The 23,526-nt window shown below is 71.9% G+C and carries 14 protein-coding genes; 3 read left to right on the top strand and 11 right to left on the bottom strand.

Annotated elements, in window-relative coordinates; genetic code table 11:
• Positions 1 to 32 precede the first annotated feature (32 nt).
• The 5 genes from ACICHK_RS28830 to ACICHK_RS28810 all read right to left on the bottom strand — a co-directional run bounded on the left by ACICHK_RS28830 (position 33) and on the right by ACICHK_RS28810 (position 7,555).
• Complete coding sequence (locus ACICHK_RS28830) at positions 33 to 881, bottom strand: GNAT family N-acetyltransferase (RefSeq protein ID WP_406839135.1); 849 nt, start codon at positions 879 to 881, stop codon at positions 33 to 35.
• Between the two features lie 385 nt (positions 882 to 1,266).
• The gene (gene ispG / locus ACICHK_RS28825; protein WP_406839134.1) at positions 1,267 to 2,424 is read right to left on the bottom strand and encodes a flavodoxin-dependent (E)-4-hydroxy-3-methylbut-2-enyl-diphosphate synthase; all 1,158 of its coding nucleotides are present in this window, start codon (positions 2,422 to 2,424) and stop codon (positions 1,267 to 1,269) included.
• A 170-nt stretch (positions 2,425 to 2,594) separates the two neighbouring features.
• Complete coding sequence (locus ACICHK_RS28820) at positions 2,595 to 3,899, bottom strand: M50 family metallopeptidase (protein ID WP_406839133.1); 1,305 nt, start codon at positions 3,897 to 3,899, stop codon at positions 2,595 to 2,597.
• Positions 3,896 to 5,152: a 1-deoxy-D-xylulose-5-phosphate reductoisomerase gene (dxr, locus tag ACICHK_RS28815; RefSeq protein WP_406839132.1), complete on the bottom strand. Its 1,257-nt coding sequence runs from the start codon at positions 5,150 to 5,152 to the stop codon at positions 3,896 to 3,898. The genes ACICHK_RS28820 and dxr overlap by 4 nt, the downstream gene beginning before the upstream one ends.
• 471 nt (positions 5,153 to 5,623) lie before the next feature.
• The gene (locus tag ACICHK_RS28810; protein ID WP_406839131.1) at positions 5,624 to 7,555 is read right to left on the bottom strand and encodes an acyl-CoA dehydrogenase family protein; all 1,932 of its coding nucleotides are present in this window, start codon (positions 7,553 to 7,555) and stop codon (positions 5,624 to 5,626) included.
• A gap of 301 nt (positions 7,556 to 7,856) precedes the next feature.
• Here ACICHK_RS28810 and ACICHK_RS28805 point away from each other — a divergent pair, with 301 nt between their 5' ends.
• Both ACICHK_RS28805 and ACICHK_RS28800 read left to right on the top strand, forming a co-directional pair.
• Positions 7,857 to 8,870: a LacI family DNA-binding transcriptional regulator gene (locus tag ACICHK_RS28805; protein ID WP_151472220.1), complete on the top strand. Its 1,014-nt coding sequence runs from the start codon at positions 7,857 to 7,859 to the stop codon at positions 8,868 to 8,870.
• Positions 8,871 to 9,078: 208 nt separating this feature from the next.
• A complete protein-coding gene (locus ACICHK_RS28800; protein ID WP_406839130.1) occupies positions 9,079 to 11,121 on the top strand; it encodes a TIM-barrel domain-containing protein in 2,043 nt (680 codons plus the stop codon).
• Between the two features lie 50 nt (positions 11,122 to 11,171).
• On the opposite strand, the gene ACICHK_RS28795 is transcribed toward ACICHK_RS28800, so the two are convergent.
• The 6 genes from ACICHK_RS28795 to ACICHK_RS28770 form a co-directional block, all read right to left on the bottom strand.
• Positions 11,172 to 11,888 carry a glycoside hydrolase family 12 protein gene (locus tag ACICHK_RS28795; protein WP_406839129.1) on the bottom strand — a complete coding sequence of 239 codons (717 nt, stop codon included), beginning with the start codon at positions 11,886 to 11,888 and terminating at the stop codon, positions 11,172 to 11,174.
• Between the two features lie 38 nt (positions 11,889 to 11,926).
• Positions 11,927 to 14,281 (bottom strand): glycosyl hydrolase family 95 catalytic domain-containing protein, encoded by a 2,355-nt coding sequence (locus ACICHK_RS28790; protein ID WP_406839128.1) that lies wholly within the window; start codon positions 14,279 to 14,281, stop codon positions 11,927 to 11,929.
• Positions 14,278 to 16,284 (bottom strand): beta-galactosidase, encoded by a 2,007-nt coding sequence (locus tag ACICHK_RS28785; protein ID WP_406839127.1) that lies wholly within the window; start codon positions 16,282 to 16,284, stop codon positions 14,278 to 14,280. Before ACICHK_RS28785 ends, ACICHK_RS28790 begins: the two co-directional genes overlap by 4 nt.
• 119 nt (positions 16,285 to 16,403) lie before the next feature.
• Positions 16,404 to 17,339: a carbohydrate ABC transporter permease gene (locus tag ACICHK_RS28780; protein WP_406839126.1), complete on the bottom strand. Its 936-nt coding sequence runs from the start codon at positions 17,337 to 17,339 to the stop codon at positions 16,404 to 16,406.
• Positions 17,336 to 18,388: an ABC transporter permease gene (locus ACICHK_RS28775; protein ID WP_406839125.1), complete on the bottom strand. Its 1,053-nt coding sequence runs from the start codon at positions 18,386 to 18,388 to the stop codon at positions 17,336 to 17,338. The genes ACICHK_RS28780 and ACICHK_RS28775 overlap by 4 nt, the downstream gene beginning before the upstream one ends.
• A gap of 26 nt (positions 18,389 to 18,414) precedes the next feature.
• Positions 18,415 to 20,094 (bottom strand): Tat pathway signal sequence domain protein, encoded by a 1,680-nt coding sequence (locus ACICHK_RS28770; protein ID WP_406839124.1) that lies wholly within the window; start codon positions 20,092 to 20,094, stop codon positions 18,415 to 18,417.
• Positions 20,095 to 20,456: 362 nt separating this feature from the next.
• On the opposite strand from ACICHK_RS28770, the gene ACICHK_RS28765 reads away from it, so the two are divergent.
• Positions 20,457 to 23,372: a glycoside hydrolase family 3 C-terminal domain-containing protein gene (locus ACICHK_RS28765; protein WP_406839123.1), complete on the top strand. Its 2,916-nt coding sequence runs from the start codon at positions 20,457 to 20,459 to the stop codon at positions 23,370 to 23,372.
• Positions 23,373 to 23,526: the final 154 nt, after the last annotated feature.

Here is a 23,526-nt window from a genome sequence, read left to right as displayed (position 1 = left end):
CGCGTGAGGTCCCTGCGGGCCCGTACCGGGCGTCAGAACAGGACGCTCATGAACGCGCCGGTCTCCTGGAACCCGACGCGGCGGTACGTCGCCCGCGCCGCCGTGTTGAAGTCGTTGACGTAGAGGCTGACGACCGGGGCGACATCGGCGAGGGCGTAGCGCAGCACGGCCGCCATGCCGGGGGCCGCGAGTCCCCGGCCCCGGTGTTCGGGGGCCACCCACACCCCCTGGATCTGGCAGGCCTCGGCGGTCGCGGCGCCGATCTCCGCCTTGAAGACGACGTTGCCGTCCCGGTCGAGGCGGGCGAAGGACCGGCCGGAGCCGACGAGTTCGGCGACCCGGGCCTGGTAGAGCAGGCCGCCGTCGCCGGCCAGCGGCGAGACGCCGACCTCCTCGGTGAACATGGCGACGCAGGCCGGCATGATCGTCTCCATCTCGTCCTTGCGGATGCGGCGGACGTACGGATCCGGGGTGACGTCGGCGGGCAGCCGGTCGGTCACCATCAGCGGCTGGTGGGCGCGGATCTCTCGGGCCGGGCCCCAGCTCGGTTCGAGCAGCCGCCACAGTTGGGCGGTGGGTTCGGCGGGGCCGACGATCGAGGAGCAGCGGCGGCCGCCCCGGCGGGCCCGGTCGGCGAAGCCGCGCACGGCGCGGGGGGTGGCGCAGATCGGGACGAGGTTGGCGCCCGCGTAGCAGAGGGACTGCAGCATGCCGTCCTCGTACCAGCCCCACATCTCGCCGCCGAGCCGCCATGGGTCGAGCCCGGCGACCTGCACTCGGGAGGTGACGAAGGCGTTCGCCACCGGCTCGCGGCCGAGGACGGCGAGCGCGGCGTCCAGGTCACTCGGTTCGAGGACCCTGGTGGTGGTCTGGGTCAACACGTACGGGGGCCTCACCCTGGGATCTGCTTGTCTCCGCACTGTACCCGGCGAGATTGTGCCTTGCTGCCGGGTCCTCCGGCCGGACGGGGGGGGGCAGGACCACGGGGGTGGGGCCCGGTGTCCGTCGCCCGGGTGCGGGCGCGCGGGGGCTGAGCGCGCAGTTCCCCGCGCCCCTGGGTGACTCCGCCCGGCCGGAACTCGAAAGGGAGCCTCGTCGCCTGCGGCTACCGGGGTGGACCCGGGGGCCGTCGCCCGGGTGCGGGTGCGTGGGGGCTGAGCGCGCGGTTCCCCGCGCCCCTGGGGCGCGCTCCCCTCGGCCGGAACGCGCAGGTCCCCGCGCCCCTGGGGTGTTCCAGGGGCCGGGGCTCGTGTCTGCGGGGAGGAGTCAGCCCGCCACGGAGATCGTCGGTTCGCCGGAGGCGATTCCGTCGGCCTCCATCTGCTCGGCGAGCTTCATCGCCTCTTCGATGAGGGTCTCGACGATCTTCGACTCGGGGACGGTCTTGATGACCTCGCCCTTGACGAAGATCTGCCCCTTGCCGTTGCCGGAGGCGACGCCGAGGTCGGCCTCGCGGGCCTCGCCGGGACCGTTGACGACACAGCCCATGACGGCGACGCGGAGCGGGACCTCCATGCCGGTGAGGCCGGCGGTGACCTCCTCGGCCAGCTTGTAGACGTCGACCTGGGCGCGGCCGCAGGACGGGCAGGAGACGATCTCCAGGCCGCGCTGGCGGAGGTTCAGCGACTGGAGGATCTGCAGGCCGACCTTGACCTCCTCGACCGGCGGGGCCGAGAGGGAGACGCGGATGGTGTCGCCGATGCCCTCGGAGAGCAGGGCACCGAAGGCCACGGCCGACTTGATGGTGCCCTGGAAGGCGGGTCCGGCCTCGGTGACACCGAGGTGCAGCGGGTAGTCGCAGGCGGCGGCGAGCTGCCGGTAGGCGTTGACCATGACGACCGGGTCGTTGTGCTTGACCGAGATCTTGATGTCGTGGAAGTCGTGCTCCTCGAAGAGGGAGGCCTCCCACAGCGCGGACTCCACCAGCGCCTCGGGCGTCGCCTTGCCGTACTTCTGCAGCAGCCGCTTGTCGAGCGAACCCGCGTTGACGCCGATGCGGATCGGGGTGCCGGTGTCCTTCGCGGCCCGCGCGATCTCCTTGACCTGGTCGTCGAACTGCTTGATGTTGCCGGGGTTGACACGGACCGCCGCACAGCCGGCCTCGATCGCGGCGAACACGTACTTCGGCTGGAAATGGATGTCCGCGATCACCGGGATCTGCGACTTCTTGGCGATCGTGGCGAGCGCGTCCGCGTCGTCCTGCGTGGGACAGGCGACCCGCACGATCTGACAGCCCGACGCGGTCAGCTCGGCGATCTGCTGGAGCGTGGCGCCGATGTCCGACGTGCGCGTGGTCGTCATCGACTGCACCGAGACGGGTGCGTCTCCGCCCACGGCCACGGTCCCGACCTGGATCTGCCGGGTCTTGCGGCGCTCGGCCAGCTTGGTCGGAACGGACGGCATGCCGAGAGAAATCGCAGTCATCTGCTGTGCAACCCCAAGTTGTGGATCAAGGTCCCGGAAATCCTGGGCTCCGGGGTTCGAGATTATGGTACGGGCGCGCCACCGGGCACATCACGCCCCCGGCGTTCAAACCCGCCGAACGGAAGATGGCCGGACACCCAGGGTGCCCGGCCACCGTCAACGCGGTGTGACTAAGAGATTTTCACGGGATTGACGACGTCCGCGATCAGGACGAGGACCGTGAAGCAGACGAAGATCCCGGCCACCACGTAGGCCACCGGCATCAGCTTCGCCACGTCGAACGGGCCCGGGTCGGGGCGCCGGAGCACCCTCGCCGTGTGGCGCCGCAGCGACTCCCACAGGGCTCCCGCGATGTGCCCGCCGTCGAGCGGGAGCAGCGGGAGCATGTTGAACAGGAACAGCGAGAGGTTGAACCCGGCGACCAGCAGGAGCATCATCGCGACCTGCTGCGAGGCCGGGATGTCCAGGGTGAAGACGTCGCCGCCGATGCGGGCCGCGCCGACCACGCCCATCGGGGAGTCGGCCTTGCGCGGGGCGTCGCCGAAGGTCGCGTTCCACAGGTCGGGGACCTTGCCGGGCAGCGACACCAGGGACTCGACGCCGTTCTGCATCATGTCGCCCATGCGGTCGACGGACTGGCCGAAGGACTGCTGGACGATGCCGGAGGCGGGCGTGAAGCCGAGGAAGCCGGCGTACACGTACTTGCCCTCGACGTAGCCGCCGTTGCCGTCGGTCTTGCTCACCTGGTTCTTGATCAGGTGGGCCTTCAGGTCGACCTGCCGTCCGTCGCGCTCGACGGTGATCGTGACGTCCTTGCCGGGGTTGGCCCGGATGTCGGACTGGAGGGCCGACCAGTCGTCGACCGCCTTGCCGTCGAACGCGACGATCTTGTCACCGCCCCGGAGTCCGGCGGCCTTGGCGGGCGCCGCCTGGTCGTCCGCAGCGCACTTCGTGCGGTTCTCGCTCTGCTGGATGACGCAGTCGGAGACCTTGCCGACCGTGGTGGTCTGGGTCTGGACGCCGAACGTCATCATCACGCCGAGGAAGATCGCCACGGCCAGGATCAGGTTCATGAAGGGGCCGGCGAACATCACGATCACGCGCTTCCACGGCTTGCGCGTGTAGAAGAGGCGGGTCTCGTCCCCGGGCTTCAGTTCCTCGAAGGCGGCGGAGCGGGCGTCCTCGATCATGCCCCGGAACGGGGACGTCGAGCGGGCCTCGATCCGGCCGTCCGGGCCGGGCGGGAACATGCCGATCATGCGGATGTAGCCGCCGAGCGGAACGGCCTTGATGCCGTACTCGGTCTCGCCCTTCTTGCGCGACCAGATGGTCGGCCCGAAGCCCACCATGTACTGCGGCACCCGGATGCCGAAGAGTTTGGCCGTCGACAGATGTCCCAGCTCGTGCCACGCGATCGAGATCAGCAGCCCGAGCACGAAGACGACTATGCCGAGGATCATCATCAGGGTCGTCATGCACGAGCCTCCGCGATTGTCGTCTGTGCCGTCAGTTCACGGGCCCGGGCGCGCGCCCAGGTCTCCGCTTCGAGGACGTCCGCGACGGTCAGGGAAGTTCCCGTACGCGGTGTGCCGTGTTCCTCGACGACCCGGGTGACGGTCTCCATGATCCCGTTGAACGGCAGCGCGCCGTTCAGGAACGCGTCCACGCACTCCTCGTTGGCGGCATTGAACACCGCCGGGGCCGTACCCGCGAGCTGCCCCACGTGCCGGGCGAGTCCCACCGACGGGAAGGCGTCGTCGTCGAGCGGGAAGAACTCCCAGCTCGACGCCTTCGTCCAGTCGAAGGCGGGCGCCGCGTCCGGGACGCGCTCGGGCCAGCCGATGCCGATGGCGATGGGCCCCCGCATGTCGGGGGGCGTCGCCTGGGCCATCGTCGAGCCGTCCGTGAATTCCACCATCGAGTGGACATACGACTGCGGGTGCACGACCACCTCAATGCGGTCGAAGGGAATGTCGTAGAGGAGGTGCGCCTCGATGACTTCCAGTCCCTTGTTGACCAGGGTCGCGGAGTTGACGGTGATGACCGGGCCCATGGCCCAGGTGGGGTGCGCGAGGGCGTCGGCCGGCTTCACGTCCGCCAGCTCCGCCTTCGTCCGGCCGCGGAACGGGCCGCCGGAGGCGGTCACGACGAGCTTGCGCACGTCCGCGCGGGTGCCGGAGGCCAGTGCCTGGAAGAGGGCCGCGTGCTCGGAGTCGACCGGGATGATCTGGCCCGGCTTCGCCAGCGCCTTGACCAGCGGGCCGCCGACGATGAGCGACTCCTTGTTGGCGAGCGCGAGGGTGCGGCCCGCCTCCAGCGCGGCGAGGGTGGGCGCGAGGCCGATGGAACCGGTGATGCCGTTGAGGACGGTGTGGCAGTCCGACGCGGCGACCTGGGTGGCCGCGTCGGGGCCGGCGAGGATCTCGGGAAGGGTCTCGCCGGGTGCGTAGCGGGCCGCGAGCGCCTCCCTGAGCGCGGGGACGGCGTCCTCGCGCGCCACGGCGACCGTCCGTACCCGCAGCCGGTGGGCCTGCTCGGCGAGCAGGTCGGTCCTGCCGCCGGCGGCGGACAGCGCGGTGACCCGGAACCGGTCGGGGTTGCGCAGCACGAGGTCGATGGCCTGGGTGCCGATCGAACCGGTGGATCCGAGGATCACGACATCCCGGACTCCGTTCACGGGGTCGAAGACGAGATGCGGATCAGCGAGGGGGGCTGGACTGTCGCTCATTCCCCCATTGTGGCCGCAACGTGTGGGCCGAAGGACAGGGCGTCCCTCATTGCCGCCGCCCGCCCCCGTGACCGGTGGTGCCCGGCCGCGCCGAGGGACCTCGGTGGAGAGCGGGCGGTCCGTACGGGCCGCGGTGGGCGGTGCCCGCCCGCGGGGCCCTGGCGGGACCTCACGCCCCGCCGGTCCGCAGGTCAGCGCTCGCCGCGGCGCCCGGGGACCGGCTTCGGCGACCGGGGGCGGTGGCGCGCGGGCCGTTTGCCGGCGAGGCCGGGAACGGCCGGCGGCGGCACGGGGGCGAACACGTCTTCGACCGCGTCGTCGGCCGTGTCGGGCGCCGGCGCGGTGGAGGGGAACCGCCAGGACGCGTGGCGGAGGCCCCGTCCGCCGTCGCGTCCGCCGCCGGCGCGCGGACAGGGCGTCGGCGGACGGCGCGGCGGCGGACGCGGCGGGTGCGCGCCACCGGGGAGGACGTCAGCGGATGGGCCGGTGCACGTTCTCCCGGGTGCTCGCGCCGGGGGTGGCGTCGGCGATCCAGGGGCCGTCGCCCGAGGGGTCGAGGACGCCTTCCTCCAGCCAGGTGTAGGTGCCGGACAGGACGCCCTTGACGACCTTGCGGTCGACGTCGTCGGTGTTGGTCCACAGGCGTCCGAAGAGTTCCTCGACGCGGATGCGGGACTGGCGGCAGAAGGCGTCGGCGAGCTGGTAGGCCTCGCGCCCGTGGTCGCCCTGGGTGCGCAGGAGTTCGGCCCGCACACAGGCCGCGCTCATCGCGAAGAGCTCGGCGCCGATGTCGACGATCCGGCCCAGGAATCCCTGCTTGGTCTCCATGCGGCCCTGCCAGCGCGACATCGCGTAGAAGGTGGACCGGGCGAGCTTGCGGGCGTTGCGCTCGACGTAGCGCAGATGGGTGGAGAGGTCCACGTCGTGGTGGAACTCGTTGTACGAGCGCGGGAGCTGGCCCGCTCCCGCGACCAGTTTCGGCAGCCACTTGGCGTAGAAGACACCGGCGTTCGCGCCCGCCTTCGCCTTCTCGGAGAGCGACTTGTCGGGGTCGATGAGGTCACCGGCCACCGAGAGGTGGGCGTCGACGGCCTCCCGGGCGATCAGCAGGTGCATGATCTCGGTGGAGCCCTCGAAGATGCGGTTGATGCGCAGGTCGCGCAGGACCTGCTCGGCGGGGACGGCACGCTCTCCGCGGGCCGCCAGCGAGGCGGCCGTCTCGAAGCCGCGGCCGCCGCGGATCTGGACCAGCTCGTCGGCCATCAGACAGGCCATCTCGGAGCCGTACAGCTTGGCGAGGGCGGCCTCGATGCGGATGTCGTTGCGGTTCTCGTCGGCCATCTGCGAGGACAGGTCGAGCACGGCCTCCAGCGCGAAGGTGGTGGCGGCGATGAAGGAGATCTTGGAGCCGACGGCCTCGTGGAGGGCGACCGGCTTGCCCCACTGCTCACGCACCGACGTCCACTCGCGGGCGATCTTCAGGCACCACTTGCCCGCGCCCGCGCACATGGCGGGCAGCGAGAGGCGGCCGGTGTTGAGGGTGGTGAGGGCGATCTTCAGGCCCGCGCCCTCGGGTCCGATGCGGTTGGCGGCCGGCACCCGCACCCGGTGGAAGCGGGTGACGCCGTTCTCCAGGCCGCGCAGGCCCATGAACGCGTTGCGGTTCTCGACGGTGACGCCCTCCGAGGCGGCCTCCACCACGAAGGCCGTGATGCCGCCCTTGCCCTCCTCGGACTTCGGGACGCGCGCCATGACGACGAGGAGGTCCGCGACGACGCCGTTGGTCGTCCAGAGCTTCACCCCGTCGAGGACGTAGTCGTCGCCGTCCCGGACGGCGGTCGTGGCGAGCCGCGCCGGATCGGAGCCGACGTCCGGTTCGGTGAGCAGGAAGGCGGAGATGTCGGTGCGGGCGCAGCGCGGCAGGAAGGTGTCCCGCTGCTCCTGGGTGCCGAAGAGCTTCAGCGGCTGCGGCACGCCGATCGACTGGTGGGCGGAGAGCAGCGCGCCGAGCGCCGGGTTCACCGAGCCGACCAGGGCGAGGGCCTTGTTGTAGTACACCTGGGTGAGGCCGAGGCCGCCGTACTTGGTGTCGATCTTCATGCCGAGGGCGCCGAGCTCCTTGAGCCCGGTGATGGTCTCGTCCGGGATCCGCGCCTCGCGCTCGATCCGGGCGGAGTCGATCTTCGTCTCGCAGAAGTCCCGCAGTTTGGCCAGGAACTCCTCGCCGCGCAGGGTGTCCTCGGCGGCGGGCAGCGGGTGCGGGTGGATGAGGTCGAGCCGGAAGCGGCCGAGGAAGAGTTCCTTGGCGAAGCTGGGTTTCTGCCAGCCCTGTTCGCGCGCGGCCTCGGCGACCTGTCGGGCCTCACGTTCGGTGACTGTGGGCTGGTGGGGTGTTGCGGACATGAGGCTCACCTCGCCGCGAATAGGGATCTTGGGACAGTCCGTTACCGACCGGTTCTACTCGATCGTATTTACCTGATTCCGGTTGACCCCACCAGTCCTGTCGCAGCGTTCGGCCCAATGGGCCTCCCGTGAACCGGTCACCGTCGCCGCACTCGGGATCCGTTCCACGGGAATTCACTGTCGAAGCGCTTCGACAGCTATGGACACGATTCCTCCACCGGGCTAGTGTCGAGCCACTCTCATTCGCCCCTATCGGTACCGCGCGCACTGTCGAAGCGCTTCACAAAACTGGGAGAGCCGGATGGTCACCCTCGCCGAGGTCGCCCAGCACGCCGGAGTGTCGGCGAGCACGGTGAGCTACGTCCTCAGCGGCAAGCGGTCCATCTCCGCGAGCACCCGGCAGCGGGTCGAGCGGAGCATCCAGGAGCTCGGCTACCACCCGAACGCGGGCGCCCGCGCCCTGGCGAGCAGCAGGTCCAACATCATCGCGCTGATGGTCCCGCTGCGCACCGACATGTACGTACCCGTGATGATGGAGATCGCCATCGCGGTGGCCACCAACGCCCGGGCCCACGGTTACGACGTCCTGCTGCTCACCGGCGAGGAGGGGCCCGACGCGGTGCGCCGGGTCACCGGCAGCGGGCTCGCCGACGCGATGATCCTGATGGACGTCGAACTCGACGACGAGCGACTGCCGTTGCTGCGCGAGACGGACCAGCCGTCCGTGCTCATCGGCCTCCCCGCCGACACCACCGGTCTGACCTGCGTCGACCTCGACTTCGGGGCGACGGGCGCGCTGTGCGCCGAGCACCTGGCGCTGCTCGGCCACCGTGACATCGCTGTCATCGGCGAGGCGCCCGCCGTCTACGAGCGGCACACCGGCTTCGCCGAGCGGACGCTCGACGGACTCCGTTCCCGCTCGCGGGAACTGGGGCTGCGGGTGCTGCACCGGCCCTGCGAGGGCGGCTACGACGCGATGGCCCTCACCCTCGCCCGCATCCTCGACGAGCGCCCGGGCACCACGGGCTTCGTCGTGCAGAACGAGTCGGCGGTCGAACCGCTGCTCGCCCTGCTGCGCCAGAAGGGCCGTGCCGTGCCCGAGGACGTCTCGGTGATCGCGATCTGCCCGGACCAGGTCGCCACCCAGGCCTCGGTGCGGCTGACGTCGGTCGCCATCCCCGCGCAGGACATGGGCCGCCACGCCGTCGAGCATCTGATCGCCAAGCTCGAGGGCCGCGGCAAGGACGAGGTCGTACTGATCGCCCCGGAGCTGACGGTGCGGGCGAGCACGGGGCCGGCGCCGGCCGCGCCCTGAACCACCGGTCCCTCTCCCCAGGGGCGCGCCCGGCGGCGCCCCCATCACGGACCCCGCGTCCCCCGCCGGGTGCTCCCGCCGCCCACGTGCTCTCCGCGCCGCCGCCCCGCCCGAACCGTAGCGCCCACGCCCTGTCCGCGTTCCTCCATGCCTGCGTTCCTCCATGTCCGCGTTCCTCCATGTCGGCACTCCTCCAGGAGCACTCCAGGTGAATCAGTCCGCCGAGATCCAGTCCCAGGTCAGCCTCGCGCAGTCCTCCCCGACCGTCGGCACGTTCCGTGAGCGGGACGGTGCGCTGGAGTGGAGCGGCCGCACGGAGACCGTCCGGATCGAGCCGTGGGGCCCCGACGCCGTCCGGGTCCGCGCCCGGCTCGGCGGTCCCCTGCTCGAAGGCCTCCCCGGAGCACTGCTCGACGAGCCGGAGGCCGCCGCGAGCACGCTGGAACTCCGGGACGGCGAGGGCCGGCTGACGGTGGGGGCGCTGACCGTCGAGATGAGCGCCGAGGGGCTGGTCCGCTTCACCCGCACCGCGGACGGCGCCGAACTCCTCGCCGAGGAGCGCGCCCACTTCTGGTGGCCCGGTCCACGGCTGTACACCCCCACCGGCAACGGCCACCACCGGCTGGAGCAGCGCTTCGCCGCGTACGACGGCGAGCGGCTGTACGGCCTCGGCCAGCACCAGCACGGCCTGTTCGACCAGAAGGGCGCGGTCCTGGACCTGGTCCAGCGCAACGCCGAGGTCACCGTCCCGGTGCTCACCTCCAGCCGCGGCTACACCCTCCTGTGGAACAACCCGGCCGTCGGCCGGGTGGAGCTCGCGGGCAACGGCACCCGCTGGGTCGCCGACTCGGCCCGCCAGATCGACTACTGGATCACCGCGGGCACCCCGGCCGACGCCCAGCGCCGCTACAGCGCGGCGACCGGCCGGACGCCGATGCTGCCCGAGTGGGCGGCCGGGTTCTGGCAGTGCAAGCTGCGCTACCGCACCCAGGAGGAACTCCTGGAGGTGGCGAGGGAGTACAGGCGCCGGGGCCTGCCGCTGTCGGTCATCGTCTGCGACTTCTTCCACTGGACCCACCTCGGCGACTGGAAGTTCGACCCGGCCGAGTGGCCCGACCCCGCGGCCATGCAGGCCGAACTCGCCGAACTCGGCGTCAGACTGGCCGTGTCCGTCTGGCCGTCGGTCTCCCCGCTCTCGGAGAACCACGGGCTCATGGAGCAGCGGGGCTGGTTCATCGGCACCGAGTACGGCCCCATGGCGCACGCCGACTGGCCGGACAAGCAGGTCGCGTCCACGGTCCAGGTTGCCTTCTACGACGCCACGAACCCCGAGGCCCGCGCGTTCCTGTGGTCGCGGGTGAAGGACAACTACCTCGACCCGTACGGCATCTCGGCCTTCTGGCTGGACGCCTGCGAGCCGGAGCTGAAACCGGGCTTCTCCGAGAACCTGCGCTACCACGCGGGCCCGGGACTCGAAGTGGGCAACCTCTACCCGCGCGAGAACGCCCGCACCTTCTACGAGGGCCTGCGGGCCGCCGGGAAGACCGAGATCGTCTCCCTCAACCGCTCGGCCTGGGCGGGCAGTCAGCGCTACGGGGCCGCCCTGTGGTCGGGCGACATCGGGACCGACTTCGCGACCCTGCGCCGCCAGATCGCGGCGGGCCTCAACACCGCGCTGTCCGGCATCCCCTGGTGGAACACCGACATCGGCGGCTTCCACGGCGGCGATCCGGACGATCCGGCCTACCGCGAGGTCATGGTCCGCTGGTTCCAGTTCGGCGCGCTGTCGCCGCTGATGCGGCTGCACGGCTTCCGCGACCCCGGGCTTCCGCTCGGCCCCTCCATGACCGGCGGCCCGAACGAGGTCTGGTCCTACGGCGAGGAGGCCGGCGCCGTCATGGAGAAGTACCTGCGGCTGCGGGAGCGTCTGAAGCCGTACCTGCTGGAGGTCATGCGGGAGGCTCACGAGGAGGGGCTGCCGGTGATGCGCCCGCTGCTCCTGGAGTTCCCCGGCGACCAGGCGGCCTGGCCGGTGGACGACGCCTACCTCCTCGGCCCGGACCTGCTGGTCGCGCCGGTCCTCACCGCGGGCGCGACGGCCCGTACGGCGTACCTCCCGGCGGGTGCCCGCTGGACGGACGCGTGGACCGGGACGTCGTACGAGGGCGGCGCGGCCGTCACGGTGGACGCGCCGCTGGACCGGATCCCGCTGTTCCTGCGGGACGGGGCGCGGCTGCCCGTGGCGGATTAGGGCGTGCGCGGTCGGCCCCGTGAGGGACCGGCCGCGCCTTCGGGGCCGGGTCAGCCGCTGCTGACGGTGAGGTTGTCGGTGACGAAGTCGAGACCGCCCGCGGACGAGGTGATCTCGAAGCCGAACTGCACGTCCCCGATGGTCGCGCCGCTCGACATCCAGCCCTTGGTGTTCGCGATCCACCTCAGGATCGGGAGGATGTCGATGGTGCCGGAGGTCGAGTCCGAGCTGCGCAGGAACGAGAAGACGTCGTTAGCGCCGTTGTTGCCTTTGTAGACGGTCCAGGTGTTGCCGCCCAGCGTGAGCGTTCCCTGCGAGGTGCCGAGCGCGCCGACGGCGCCGTTGTGGTTGACCCAGAGCATGATCTCGTGGGCGTAGCCGGTGTCCCAGATGTCGTACGAGGTGTTGTAGGCGCCGGACGACGGGACGGTGACGCTGTAGCTGCTCTTGAGCGAGGACAGCCCGGCGATCGTCCTGCCCACGTACTTCTTGGAGTTGGGGTAGGACTTGATCCCGCCCGTGTTCGGGTGGTCGGCCCGGACTCCCCAGTTGGTGCCGGAGTTGGCCCAGACGCACTGGCTGCCCGCGCCGGAGCCCCAGATGTTGTTGTAGAGCGTGTACCCGTTCAGGGTGGTGTTGCCCCACTGGTCGCAGGAGGACCAGACGGCGGCCTGGGCGGGGGCCGAGGCGAGGCCGATCGTCGCGCCGAGCGCCAGCGCGGGGGCGACGAGGGCCTTGACGAGCCTGTTCGGTGTGCGAAGTGCCATGGTCTTCCTTCCATGGGTGGGGGGGAGATGCGGGGGGACTACCGCGGTCCCAAGGTGAGGACGCGGTCCTCTCCGGCGTTCAGGGAGAGCGGTCGCGCGCCGGAGGGGGTCCGGAGTTCGACGCGGCAGGTGCGGCCGGGCCGCAGGACGGCCGTGGCGCCGTCGGGGGTCCACGTGAGGTCGGCCCGGGCCCCGAACCGTGTGCGGATCCCGCGGAGTTCGCCGCTCGGCAGGCCGGCGGGGAGCGCCGGGAACAGGACGAGCCGCCGCGGTGTGGACTGGATCAGTGCCTCGATGAGCACGGCGGGCAGGGTGTGGGCGGCGTCGGCGTTGTAGACGTGCCGGTTCGGGTAGTGGCCGCTCATCAGGGAGACGTGGAAGAAGTCCCCGGCCAGGACGGCGTCGAGGGCGTTCGCCACGCGCCCGGCGTCCCGCAGCCGGGCGGCGACCAGGGCGTGGTGGAGGTGGCCGTGCGCCGAGTCGTTCTCGGCTCCGCGCAGTTCGAGGGCGCGACGGGCCGCCGCGGCGAGTCCGGGGGTGTCGTACGGGTTGATCTCGTCGAGCGGCCAGACGCCGTACAGATGGCTGAGGTGCCGGTGGTCGTAGGTGTCGAGGAGTCCGGGACGGGCCCATTCGGCCAGCGCGCCCTCGGCGTTGACCCGGTGCGGCGGCAGCCGGTCGGCGAGCGCGAGCCAGCGCTCGGCGTCGGGGCCCGGGTGGTACGCGGCCGCGGTGCACAGGGCGTGCCGGGCGGCCGAGAGGTCCATGGCGGCGTTGACGGTGACCCGGCCCGCGTTCGCGGGACGGTTCTCCGGGGAGTAGGACGGCACGATCACCAGGTGGCCGTCCTCGTCGGTCCGGGTGAGGAAGTCCTCGTAGAAGCGGGCGGTCTCGGCGAGCGCGGCGGCGAGCCGCGGGTCGCGTCCGCCGCGGGTCTCGTCGTGGTCCACGAGCGGCTTGAGCAGCCAGTCCGCGCCCGCGGTCCACACGTGCAGCGGGTAGTCGCGGCTGAGGTGGCAGGTGTGTCCCGACTCGCCGTCGGTGTGGGCCGGGGCGACCACGCCGCGGGCGCCGAAGACCGCCCGGGCGTTGTCCCGCCAGTGCGGCAACTGGCCGTGCACCAGGGCCGCGTGGGCCTCGGTGACCTCGGGGAGGGCGGCCGCGGCGGCCGACGCCGTCTGCAGATTGAGGTTGGCGTCCGTGGTGAACGCCCCGGACCAGGCGGTCTCCCAGTCACCGGTCCACAGGCCGGTCAGCCGCGGCGGGAGCGTGCCGGACGCGGACAGCAGGTGGTAGCGGCCCGCCGCGAAGAGCCGCTCCAGGAGGGCCGGGCTCTTCGGGCGCCGGACCAGCTCCGATCCGGGCAGGGCCCGTTCGGCGGGGTCGGCGCCCAGGTCGAGGGTGACCCGCAGATAGGCGGCACGGTGCAGGGCGGTGTGGCGGGCGAGCAGACGGGCGTAGGCCCGCTCGACGTCCTCCGTGCCGGGACCGGCGCCGGTCTCGGCCTCGGTCTCGGCGCTGGTCTCGGTCCCGGTCCCGGTCCCGGTCCCGGTCAGCAGTTCCCGCAGTGCGCGCAGTTCCGCGAGGACGTCCGGGCCGCCCGGGTGCCGGCGCACCCGGGTCAGCAGCAGCATCGAGCGGGCGTCCTCGACCCGTACGCCGGAGGGGGCGGGACGGGTGACGCCGTCCGTGACGAGGAGGGTGACCCCGGTGTACGCCAGGTCGCTGCCCGGATAGCGGGCGAGCAGGGTGAGCAGGGCGCCCTCGGGGGTGCGGACGGCTCCGTGCTCCACCGCCAGGTCCCCGGGCGCTCCCGGCAGCCGGTGGTCGAGCGCCACCTCGGCCGCGGGGCCGGGGGCGGTCACGTACTGCGCGATCACGTCGTCGGCGCGCGAGACGAAGACCTCGCCGCGCCGGTCGCCGCACACGGCGCGGACGACCCCGCTGGTGAAGTCGGCCTCGCGCCGGTAGTCGCGCGGTTCCCCGGCGGGGCGGCGCACCCGCACCTGGAACGCCGGGTGGAAGGGCTGCACCCACAGCAGCGGCCGCCCGTCGGTGAAGTCCTCGCCCGCACGCACGTCTCCGGCCAGGAGCCGGTCCTGTACGGCGGCGAGGCGGTCGGCGAGCTCGGGCGGACGGGCGTCCGAGCTGCCGTTCGGACGGACCAGACGGTGATGGTTGACGATCACCCGGTCGTCGTCCGGATCGCCGAACACCATGACGCCGTGGGTGCCGTTCCCGCTCAGGAAGGCGTCCTCCCAGCGGGCGGCGGGCAGGGGTTCCCAGGTGCCGTGGACGGGGACGGAGCCGCGGCCGCCGTCCGCCGGGGAGCCGTGCGCTCGGGAGGCCGGGGAGCCGTGCGCGCGGGAGCCGGAGCGGGCCTCGTCCGTCATGGGGCGAGCACCGCCGCTCCGTACCGCTCCAGTCGTACGGAGTCCCGCACGGACGCGCCGCCGAGCAGCTCGCGGTGGCTGCCCGGCACCTCGACGGTCACCGGGCCGCGCCCGTGGTTGAGCAGGAAGAGCAGGTCGCCGCGCCGGACGGCCTCGACACCGTCGGGCAGCCCGTCGAGCACCGGCCGGACGCCCGCGCTCCGGGCCGCGCCCGCCAGCAGGGCACGCAGGGCGGCCGGTTCGGGGAGGGTGGAGAGGTAGCGTGCGGTGCCCCTGCGGAGCACGGCGGGCAGTCCGTCCAGCTCGCCGCCGCGGTAGCGCGCCTCGACGACGGCGGTGGGGCCGGGCTCGATCTCCTCGGACCAGAGCGTGCCCGAGAAGCCGTCACAGGCGACGCTCTCCCCCGCGTCCAGCGGCCACCATTCGTGCAGCGTCCGGATGCCGAACAGGCCGCGCAGCCGCTCGTCCATGCCGCCCGGCCGCACCCGGTCGTCCTCGTCGGCGACGCCGGTGAGGAAGCCGCAGACGAGCGTGCCGCCCGCTCGCACGTGGGCGAGGAGGTTCTCGATCGCCGTGTCCGTGAGGAGGTACAGCTGGGGCACGACGACCATGCGGTAGGCGGAGAGGTCGTGCTCGGGGCGGGCGAACGCGGTGGTGAGGTGCGCCTCCCACAGGGCGCGGTGCCAGGCCCGTACGACCTCGGCGTAGTCGTTCTCGGCGGACAGCCGGCCCTCGTGCTCCCCGGCCCACCAGGAGTCCCAGTCGTGCAGGACCGCTATGTCCGGCGTGACCCGGGTGTCCGTCACATGGGGGGCGAGGAGGGCGAGTTCGGCGCCGATGCGCTTGATCTCCTGGAAGGCGCGGCCCCGCTCCCCCGCGTGGCCGATCATCCCGGAGTGGAACTTCTCCGCTCCCTGCCGGGACTGGCGCCACTGGAAGTAGCAGACGGCGTCGGCGCCGCGCGCCACGGCCTGCAGCGACCAGAGCCGGTTGAGCCCGCGCGGCTTGGGACGGTTCACCCCGCGCCAGTTGACCGCTCCGGCCGCCTGCTCCATGAGCATCCAGGGGCCGCCCGCCGCCTGGGAGCGCGTCATGTCCTGGACGAGCGCGCCGTGCTGCGCGCCGAGGGGGTCACGCGGGTCGGGGTAGAGGTCGACCGAGACGACGTCCTCCTCCGCGGCCCACCGCCAGGCGTCCTGGCCGACCCACATCGGCATGAAGTTGCTGGTCACCGGGGTGCCGGGGCTGTGGCGGCGCACGATGTCCCGCTCGGCGGTGCAGCACTCCAGGAGCATGTCGGAGGTGAAGCGCTTGAAGTCGAGGACATGCGTCGGGTTCTTCATGTAGTGCGCGCGACGGGGTGGGAGGACCTCGTGCCAGCCGTCGTAGCCCTGGCCCCAGAAGGCCGTTCCCCAGGCCGTGTTGAGCGCCCCGACGGTGCCGTACCTGTCCTGGAGCCAGCGCCGGAAGGCGGCGGCCGCCTCGTCGCCGTAGTCGAAGGTGCAGTACTCGTTGTTGATGTGCCACATCGTGAGGGCGGGGTGGCTCGCGTAGCGGGCGGCCAGGTCCTCGGTGATGGCGGCCGCGCAGCGGCGGTAGACGGCGCTGGAGTGCGAGAAGTGCTGGCGGGAGCCCCACCACTCGGTGCGGCCGTCCTCGTCCCGGGGCAGGGTCTCGGGGTGCAGCCGGCCCATCCAGGGGGGTGGCGAGGAGGTGGGGGTGGCGAGCACGACGCCGACGCCGTGCTCGTGCATCAGATCCATCAGCCGGTCCAGCCAGCCGAACTCCCGCGCTCCCGGCCGTGGTTCCAGTCTGGCCCAGGAGAAGACCCCGAGGGTGACGGAGTTGACGCCGGCCTCCTTCATGAGGCGGACGTCCTCGTGCCACGTCTCCTCGGGCCACTGCTCGGGGTTGTAGTCGCCGCCGAACAGGATGCGGCCCCGGGTGGCGTCGCTCAGGGACGGCCGCCCGGGCTCCGGGCCGGTTCCGCGGGGCGTGCGCATGAGCCACCTCGATCGGGGTGAGGGAGGGAGTGACGGGAGTGGTGCGCCGCGGCCGACCGCCGGTCAGGAGCAGGTCGGCCGCGACGGGCCGGGGGGCGGCGCCGGGGGCCTCGGTGAGGTCATCCCTTCACGGCGCCGGTGAGCATGCCCTTCTTGAAGTGCCGCTGGACGAAGGGCGAGAGGACCGCGACCGGAAGCAGCGCCATCACCATGACGGCCATCTGCACGGCGAGCGGGGAGAGCTGTCCGGTGTTGATCTGGGTGGCGAGTCCGACCGGGCGTTCCTGCTTCTGGACGAGCTGGATCATGACGTTCTGCAGCGGCATCATGTCCTGGTCGGTCAGGTAGATGGAGGCGTTGAACCAGGCGCTCCAGTAACCGACCGCGTAGAAGAGCGAGATGACCGCGAGGACCGCCCGGGAGAGCGGCATCACGATCCGCCACAGGATGCGCCAGTCGCCCGCGCCGTCGATGCGGGCGCTGTCGATCAGCTCGGGCGAGATGCCCATGAAGAACGCCCGCAGCACCAGGACGTTGAAGACGCTCACCGCGCTGGGGAGGATCAGCGCGAGATAGGTGTCGGTGAGGCCGAGCGCCTGCACCAGCAGATAGGTCGGGATGAGGCCCGCGCCGAAGAACATCGTGGCGAGCAGCAGCATCAGGAACCAGCGGTGACCGAGCGATCCGGTGCGCGAGAGTCCGTACGCGCACAGGACCGAGACCGCCATGCTGAACAGGGTGCCGACCAGGGTCACGCCGACGCTGACGAGCGCGGCGCGCTGCACCTGACCGCCGGTGAGCAGCTCCTCGTAGGCGATGAAGGTGACGCCCCTGGGGACGACGACCAGGCCGCCGGCCGCGTCGATGGCCCTCTTCGACTGGAGGCTGGTGACGACGACGATCCAGAGCGGGAAGAGGATCGCGAAGGCGGCCAGGGCGAGGACGATCCCCTTGCCCGCGAGGCCGGCCCTGGAGGGTTCCTCCTCCCAGGGCGGGCGGGGCGGCGCCGCCCACCGGCCGGACCGGGCGCGGGCATCGGGCGTCACGGCGGTCATTTCTCGTACACCCCCTGCTCGCCCATGAGGTGGGCGACCTTGTTGGCCGTCAGGACGAGCCCCAGGCCGACCACCCCCTTGACCAGTCCGGCCGCCGCGGCGTAGCCGAAGTCCTGGTTGCGGATGCCGTTCCACCACACGTAGGTGTCGAGGACCTCGGCGGCGCCGGGGCCCACCGCGTCGCGCTGGAGCAGGAGCTGCTCGAAGCCGACGGTGAGCGCGTCGCCCACGCGCAGCACCAGCAGCAGGGCGATCACCGGGCGCAGGGCGGGCAGGGTGATGTGCCACATGCGCCGCCACCGTCCGGCCCCGTCCATGGCGGCGGCCTCGTACAGGTCGGGCGGGACGGCCGAGAGGGCCGCGAGGAAGACGATGATGCCCCAGCCCGCGTCCTTCCAGACGCCCTCGGCCATCACCAGGAACTTGAAGGTCCCCGGGTCGGTCATCAGGTCGATGCCCTGGTGGCCGTGGCGCCGCAGGGTCTGGGCGATGATGCCCGCCCCGCCGAGGATCTGCTGGAAGACGGTGACGACGAGGACCCAGGAGAAGAAGTGCGGGAGGTACATGACCGCCTGGGCGACGGCCCGGACCCGGGGCCTGACCACGCTGTTGATGAGCAGCGCGAGGGCGACGGGGACCGGGAAGTAGAGCACGAGCTGGAGGAGGAACAGGACGAACGTGTTCTGCACCGCGTGCCAGAACGCCGAGTCCTCGAAGATCCGCCGGAAGTTCTCCAGACCCACCCAGGGGCTCTCGAACATCGCGACGAAGCCGTTGTCGCTCAGATAGGGGTCGTAGTCCTGGAAGGCGACGACGTTGCCCAGCACCGGGACGTAGGTGAAGACGAGCAGCAGCGCGATCGCGGGCAGGGTCATCAGGATCAGGGTGCGGTCGCGCCTGAACCGCAGCCGGAGGGCCGGCTTTCCCGCGCCCCGTCCGGTGCTCCCGGCGGCCCGCCGCCCGCCGGCGCCCTCGGGCGGGCTCCCGTCCGGCGCCTTCCTGTCCGCCCTGGCCCCGGCCCTGCTCCGAGGCACCGTGCTGTGGGACACGGCCTTCTCCTTGCCTCAGTCCTGGGTCACTTGGCCGGGGAGCCGTTGTCGTCGAGCAGCTTCTTGTACCAGGCGCGCAGGTCGTCGCCGCCCTTGCTCCTCCAGTCCGCGACGGCCTGCTGCACGTCGGCGATCTTCTTGCGGCCGCGGACGACGTCGTCCTCCAGCTGCTCGAAGTCGTTGGCGAGGTTGGTCCACCGGTTGGGCTCGGTGATGGTCAGTCCGTAGAAGGAGGACTTCTTGGTGAAGGCGCCCATGCGCTGCTGCCACTCGACCTGGAGCCGGGCGATCTCGGGCAGGTCGGGGTGGGCGAGGTAGGCGGCCGGGTCACCGGTGTAGTCGTAGGCGCCGTTGACCTCGTTGGTGCCCTTGGTGGTCTTGGTGGGCAGGCCGTTCTCGACGGTGTAGTCGGTGCCCTCGACGCCGTACACCGTCAGCATGTACTCCTTGGTGCCGTACGGGGCGGCGCAGAAGTCGGCGAGCGCGAGGAAGTCCTTGATCTGCCGCGCGGACGCGGACTTGCTGACGAAGGTGAAGATGCCCGCGGGCTGGGTGGCCCAGAGGGTGGGGTCACCGCCGTCGGGGCCGAAGATGTCGAACGCGCCCATCTCGAAGTCGGTCTTCTGGGTGCGCTGTTCGGCCGTCGAGCCGTACCAGTAGGACAGGTCGCCGTTGAAGACGAGGGACTGGCCCGCGGTGAAGCGGTTGGAGGCGTCCCCCTTGACGGCCTTGGCGTCCGGGTGGACGACGCCCGCCGCGTACAGCTTGCGGGTCCACTCCAGGGCTTCGAGGTATTCGTCGGTCTCGATCCGGTTGACCAGCTTGCCGTCCCTCAGGTCCCACCACAGGGCCTTGTCGCTGCCGTTGAGGACGCCGTGGACGTTGAAGGCCGTCCACTTGAGGTCGTCGCAGGCCCACACCTTCGCCTTGGCGTCGGTGGCCTCCTTCGCCCAGGCCAGGAACTCGTCCGGCGACTTCGGCGGGGTGTAGCCCTTCTCGGCGAAGACGTCCTTGCGGTAGAAGGGCGCGATGTTCGTGACGTACGAGGCCGGCATCGGGATCGCGCGCAGCCGGCCGCCGAAGATGGAGCGCTGCCAGGCGTCGGTGGGGACGGCCGCGAGGTTCGGATAGGCCTTGACCTTGTCGCCCGACAGATACGGTCCGAGGTCGGCGAACTTGGCGTTGATCGCGCTCGGTATCCTGCCGTTCAGGTTCCAGCCCGGGACGACCACCACGTCCGGGATGTCGCTGGAGGCGAGGATCGCGCCCAGCTTCTCGTCGTAGGTGTTGCCGTCCTGGTTCTGCCAGGTCGCCTTGACGCCGATGGCCTCGTTCATGGCCGTGTAGTACGCGTTGTCGCCGGCCGGCGGGCTGCCCCAGAACGGCGACATGATCTTCAGGTCGCTGCCGCCGCCCAGCTTCTTCGGGACGGACGTCTTCAGCGCGTCCAGGTCGATCGCACGGGTGAACCCGGCCGCCGATCCGTTCTTCGACGGAAGGTCGGGCGTGACGACGCTCGACGCCACGAACGCCGGAAGGATCTTCTGGGCGTCCTTCCCCGAGGTGGTGCCGTCCTTGTCGCCGTCCCGGCCGCCGCCGCAGGCGGTGAGCAGGGGCGTTCCGCCGGCCACGGCGGCCGCTGCGACCGCCGTGGAGGCGAGGAAGCTTCTCCGGCTGGGGGCGGAGGGGGCGGAGTTCGGCGTCATTGCGTCAACCCTTCGTGGCGCACAGCAGGACACCCGGCGGTGGGGCCGTCGGCTGCGGTGTCTCGAGTGGATCTGCCCGAGCTGAAGCGGTCCTCGGAGGCTGCGCCCTGGAGAGAGGGAAGCCCGACAGTCGAAGCGCTTCGATGTTGCTGCGAGGTTAAGTGAACGCCTGGGGGTGCACAAGGGCCGGTCCCAAGATTCCTCGGAGGCGAGCGACAACAGGGCGTCCCCCTGCGGCACTTGATGCGACTGGCGGGAAACGGAGGTGGTACACACCGGCGTCTTGACACCCACCCCTCGGCCGATCGAGCATCGAAGCGCTTCGAAAGCACTTCGGCGCCCCACCGCAAAGGGATCACCACGTGACCGCAGAGACGCCCTCCATGCCGCCCTTCCGCGATGCCAGCCTGCCGTTCGCGAAGCGCGTCGACGACCTGCTGACGCGGCTGACCCTGGACGAACGGATCGCGTTCCTGCACCAGTTCGCGCCCGCCGTCGAGCGGCTCGGGATCCGGGCCTTCCGCACCGGCCAGGAGGCCCTGCACGGGGTCGCCTGGATGGGCCCGGCGACGGTGTTCCCCCAGGCCGTCGGGCTCGGCGCGACCTGGAACGAGGACCTCGTGCGCCGGATCGGCGAGGCCGTGTCGTCGGAGGCCCGCGCGATGCGCGCACGCGACGACCGCGTGGGCCTCAACGTCTGGTCCCCCACGGTCAATCTGCTGCGCCATCCGCTGTGGGGCCGCAACGAGGAGGGCTACTCGGAGGACCCGGCGCTCACCTCCGCCGTCGCCACCGCGTACACCCGCGGACTGCGCGGCGACCACCCGGTCTACTGGCGCGCGGCCCCGGTCCTCAAGCACTGGCTCGCGCACAACAACGAGACCGCCAGGGACACCTCGTCCTCCTCCGTCCGGCCGCGCGTGCTGCACGAGTACGATCTGCGCGCCTTCCGCGACACCGTGGTGGCCGGCGCCGTCGCCGGGGTGATGCCGGCGTACAACCTGGTCAACGGCCGTCCCAACCACCTCTCGCCGTATCTGCGCGAGCACCTGCGGGCCTGGACCGACCAGGAGCTGCTGGTCTGCTCGGACGCGGGCGCGCCCTCCAACCTGGTCGACTCCGAGCACTACTTCGACACCCACGAGGAGGCCACCGCCGCCGCGCTCCTCGCCGGCGTCGACAGCTTCACCGACCACGGCACGGACGGCTCGCGGATCACCGCCCGCGTCCGGGGCGCCCTGGAGCGGGGCCTGCTGACCGAGGCCGACATCGACACCGCCGTCCGCCGCCAGCTCGCCGTGCGCTTCCGGCTGGGCGAGTTCGACCCGGACCTCGACCCGTACGCGGACACCGGGGAGTTCGACACGCCCGCCCACCGCGCGCTCGCCCGGGAGGCCGCGGAGCAGGCGATCGTCCTGCTCAAGAACGACGGGCTGCTGCCGCTGCGCCCCGGCGTCCGCCTCGCCGTCGTCGGCCTGCTCGCCGACGAGTGCAAGCTCGACTGGTACAGCGGCACGCTCATCCACCGGTCGACACCGCTGGAGGGCCTGTACGAGCGCTTCGGCGCCGAGCGCGTGGACTTCGCCGAGGGCGTGGACCGCGTACGCCTGAGGACCTCGTCCGGGCGGTACCTCGCGGTGCCCGCCGTGGAGGACCCGCCTGAGGAGCCGCGGGACGGCGGGGGCGCCCTCGACCCCGCGCTGATCGCGGGCCGCACCGACCTGCCCCCGCTGACCGCCGACGCCGTCGGCACCGAACTGGCGCTGATCGACTGGCGCGAGGGCGTCCTGACCCTGCGCGCCCCCGACGGCCGCTACCTGTCGGTCGCCGACGACGGGTTCCTGCGCGCCTCGGCCGACCAGCCGGGTGGCTGGGTCGTCCAGGAGACCTTCCGGCTGGAACCCTCCGCGGCCCATGACGGCGGCCACCTCCTGAAGCACCTGGGGACGGGCGGATACGTCCGTGTCGCCGCCGACGGCGTGAAGGTTGCCGGACAGGACGCCCGGGAGGCCGAGGTCTTCGAGGTGGAGTTCACCGAACGCGGTGAGGACGCCGTGGCGCGCGCCGCCGCCTCGGCCGACGTGGTCGTCGTCGTCGCGGGCAACGACCCGCACATCGACGGCCGCGAGACCGAGGACCGTACGACGCTGCGGCTGCCCGCCCATCAGGAGCGGCTGCTGGACGCCGCCCGCGCGGTGAACCCGGACACCGTGCTGGCGCTGGTCTCCGCCTACCCGTACGCGGTCGACCACACCGGCCTGCCCGCCCTGCTGTGGACCGCGCACGGCGGCCAGGCGGCGGGCACCGCGCTGGCCCGCGTCCTGGCCGGTGACGTCTCCCCCGCGGGCCGCCTCCCGCAGACCTGGTACGCCGCGGACGCCGACCTTCCCGATCTGCTCGACTACGACGTGATCGGCGGCCGGCAGACCTACCTCTACTTCGAGGGGACCCCGCTGTTCCCCTTCGGACACGGACTGTCCTACACGTCGTTCGCCTACACGGACCTGCGGGTCCGCCGGGAGGCGGACGCGCTGACCGTCTCCTGCGCCGTGACGAACACCGGGACCGTCGCCGCCGACGAGGTCGTCCAGCTCTACACCCGGGCGGTCGCCCCGTCCGTGCCCCGGCCGCGCCGTGAACTGGCGGGGCACCGCCGGGTCGGGCTCGCCCCGGGCACGTCGACGACCGTGACCTTCGACGTCCCGCTCACGGCACTGGAGTTCTGGGACGTGTCCCTCGGCCGCCGCCGACTGGAACCGGGCGCCTACGAACTGCTGGTCGGCGCGTCCGGCGAGGACATCCGGCTCGGTGCGACCGTCGAACTCGACGGCGAGCCGGGCGCGTTCCGCCCGGTCCGCGAACGCGGCCTGGACGCGGCCGACTTCGACGAGCAGTACGGCATCGCGATCGTCGACCGCACGAGGACGACGGGCGACGCGGTGACCCCGGCGGACGGCGGCACGGGCGAACTCCTCTACCGGGCGTGCGACTTCGGGGAGGGGGTGACCGGGGTCGTCGTCGAGGCCGCGGGCGAGGGGACCGTCGAGGTGTCACTGGACGGCGGACCGTGGACGCATGGACTCCCACCGGCCGCCGGGCCGTCGGCGCCCGGGAGCCCGCCGAGTGGCGGGCCGGTCGCCGAGCTCGCGGTCGGCGGGACGCGGGGGCCCTACGACCACCGCACCCTCACCGCCGCGTTCACCGCCGGCGGTGTGCACGACGTCCGCCTCGGACTGCGCGGCCCCGTGCGGCTCGCGCACGTCGGCTTCTCCGGTTGAGGGTCCGGAGGAACCGGCACAGGGGTCCGGCACCGGAAGGCATCGGTGCCGGGCCCCTTCTCCGCAGACGTTAGCTGAAAACGATTGTCACCAGGCATGCCGTTTCCGGCCACGTCCCGAACGCTTTCCCCCGCCGAGGACGCCGCCGGCCCGA

The sequence above is a fragment of the Streptomyces sp. AHU1 genome (assembly GCF_045343905.1).
Classification (GTDB): domain Bacteria; phylum Actinomycetota; class Actinomycetes; order Streptomycetales; family Streptomycetaceae; genus Streptomyces; species Streptomyces triticiradicis.
The sequence above is the reverse complement of the archived record's forward strand: the minus strand, read 5'-3'. Positions and strand labels throughout refer to the sequence as shown.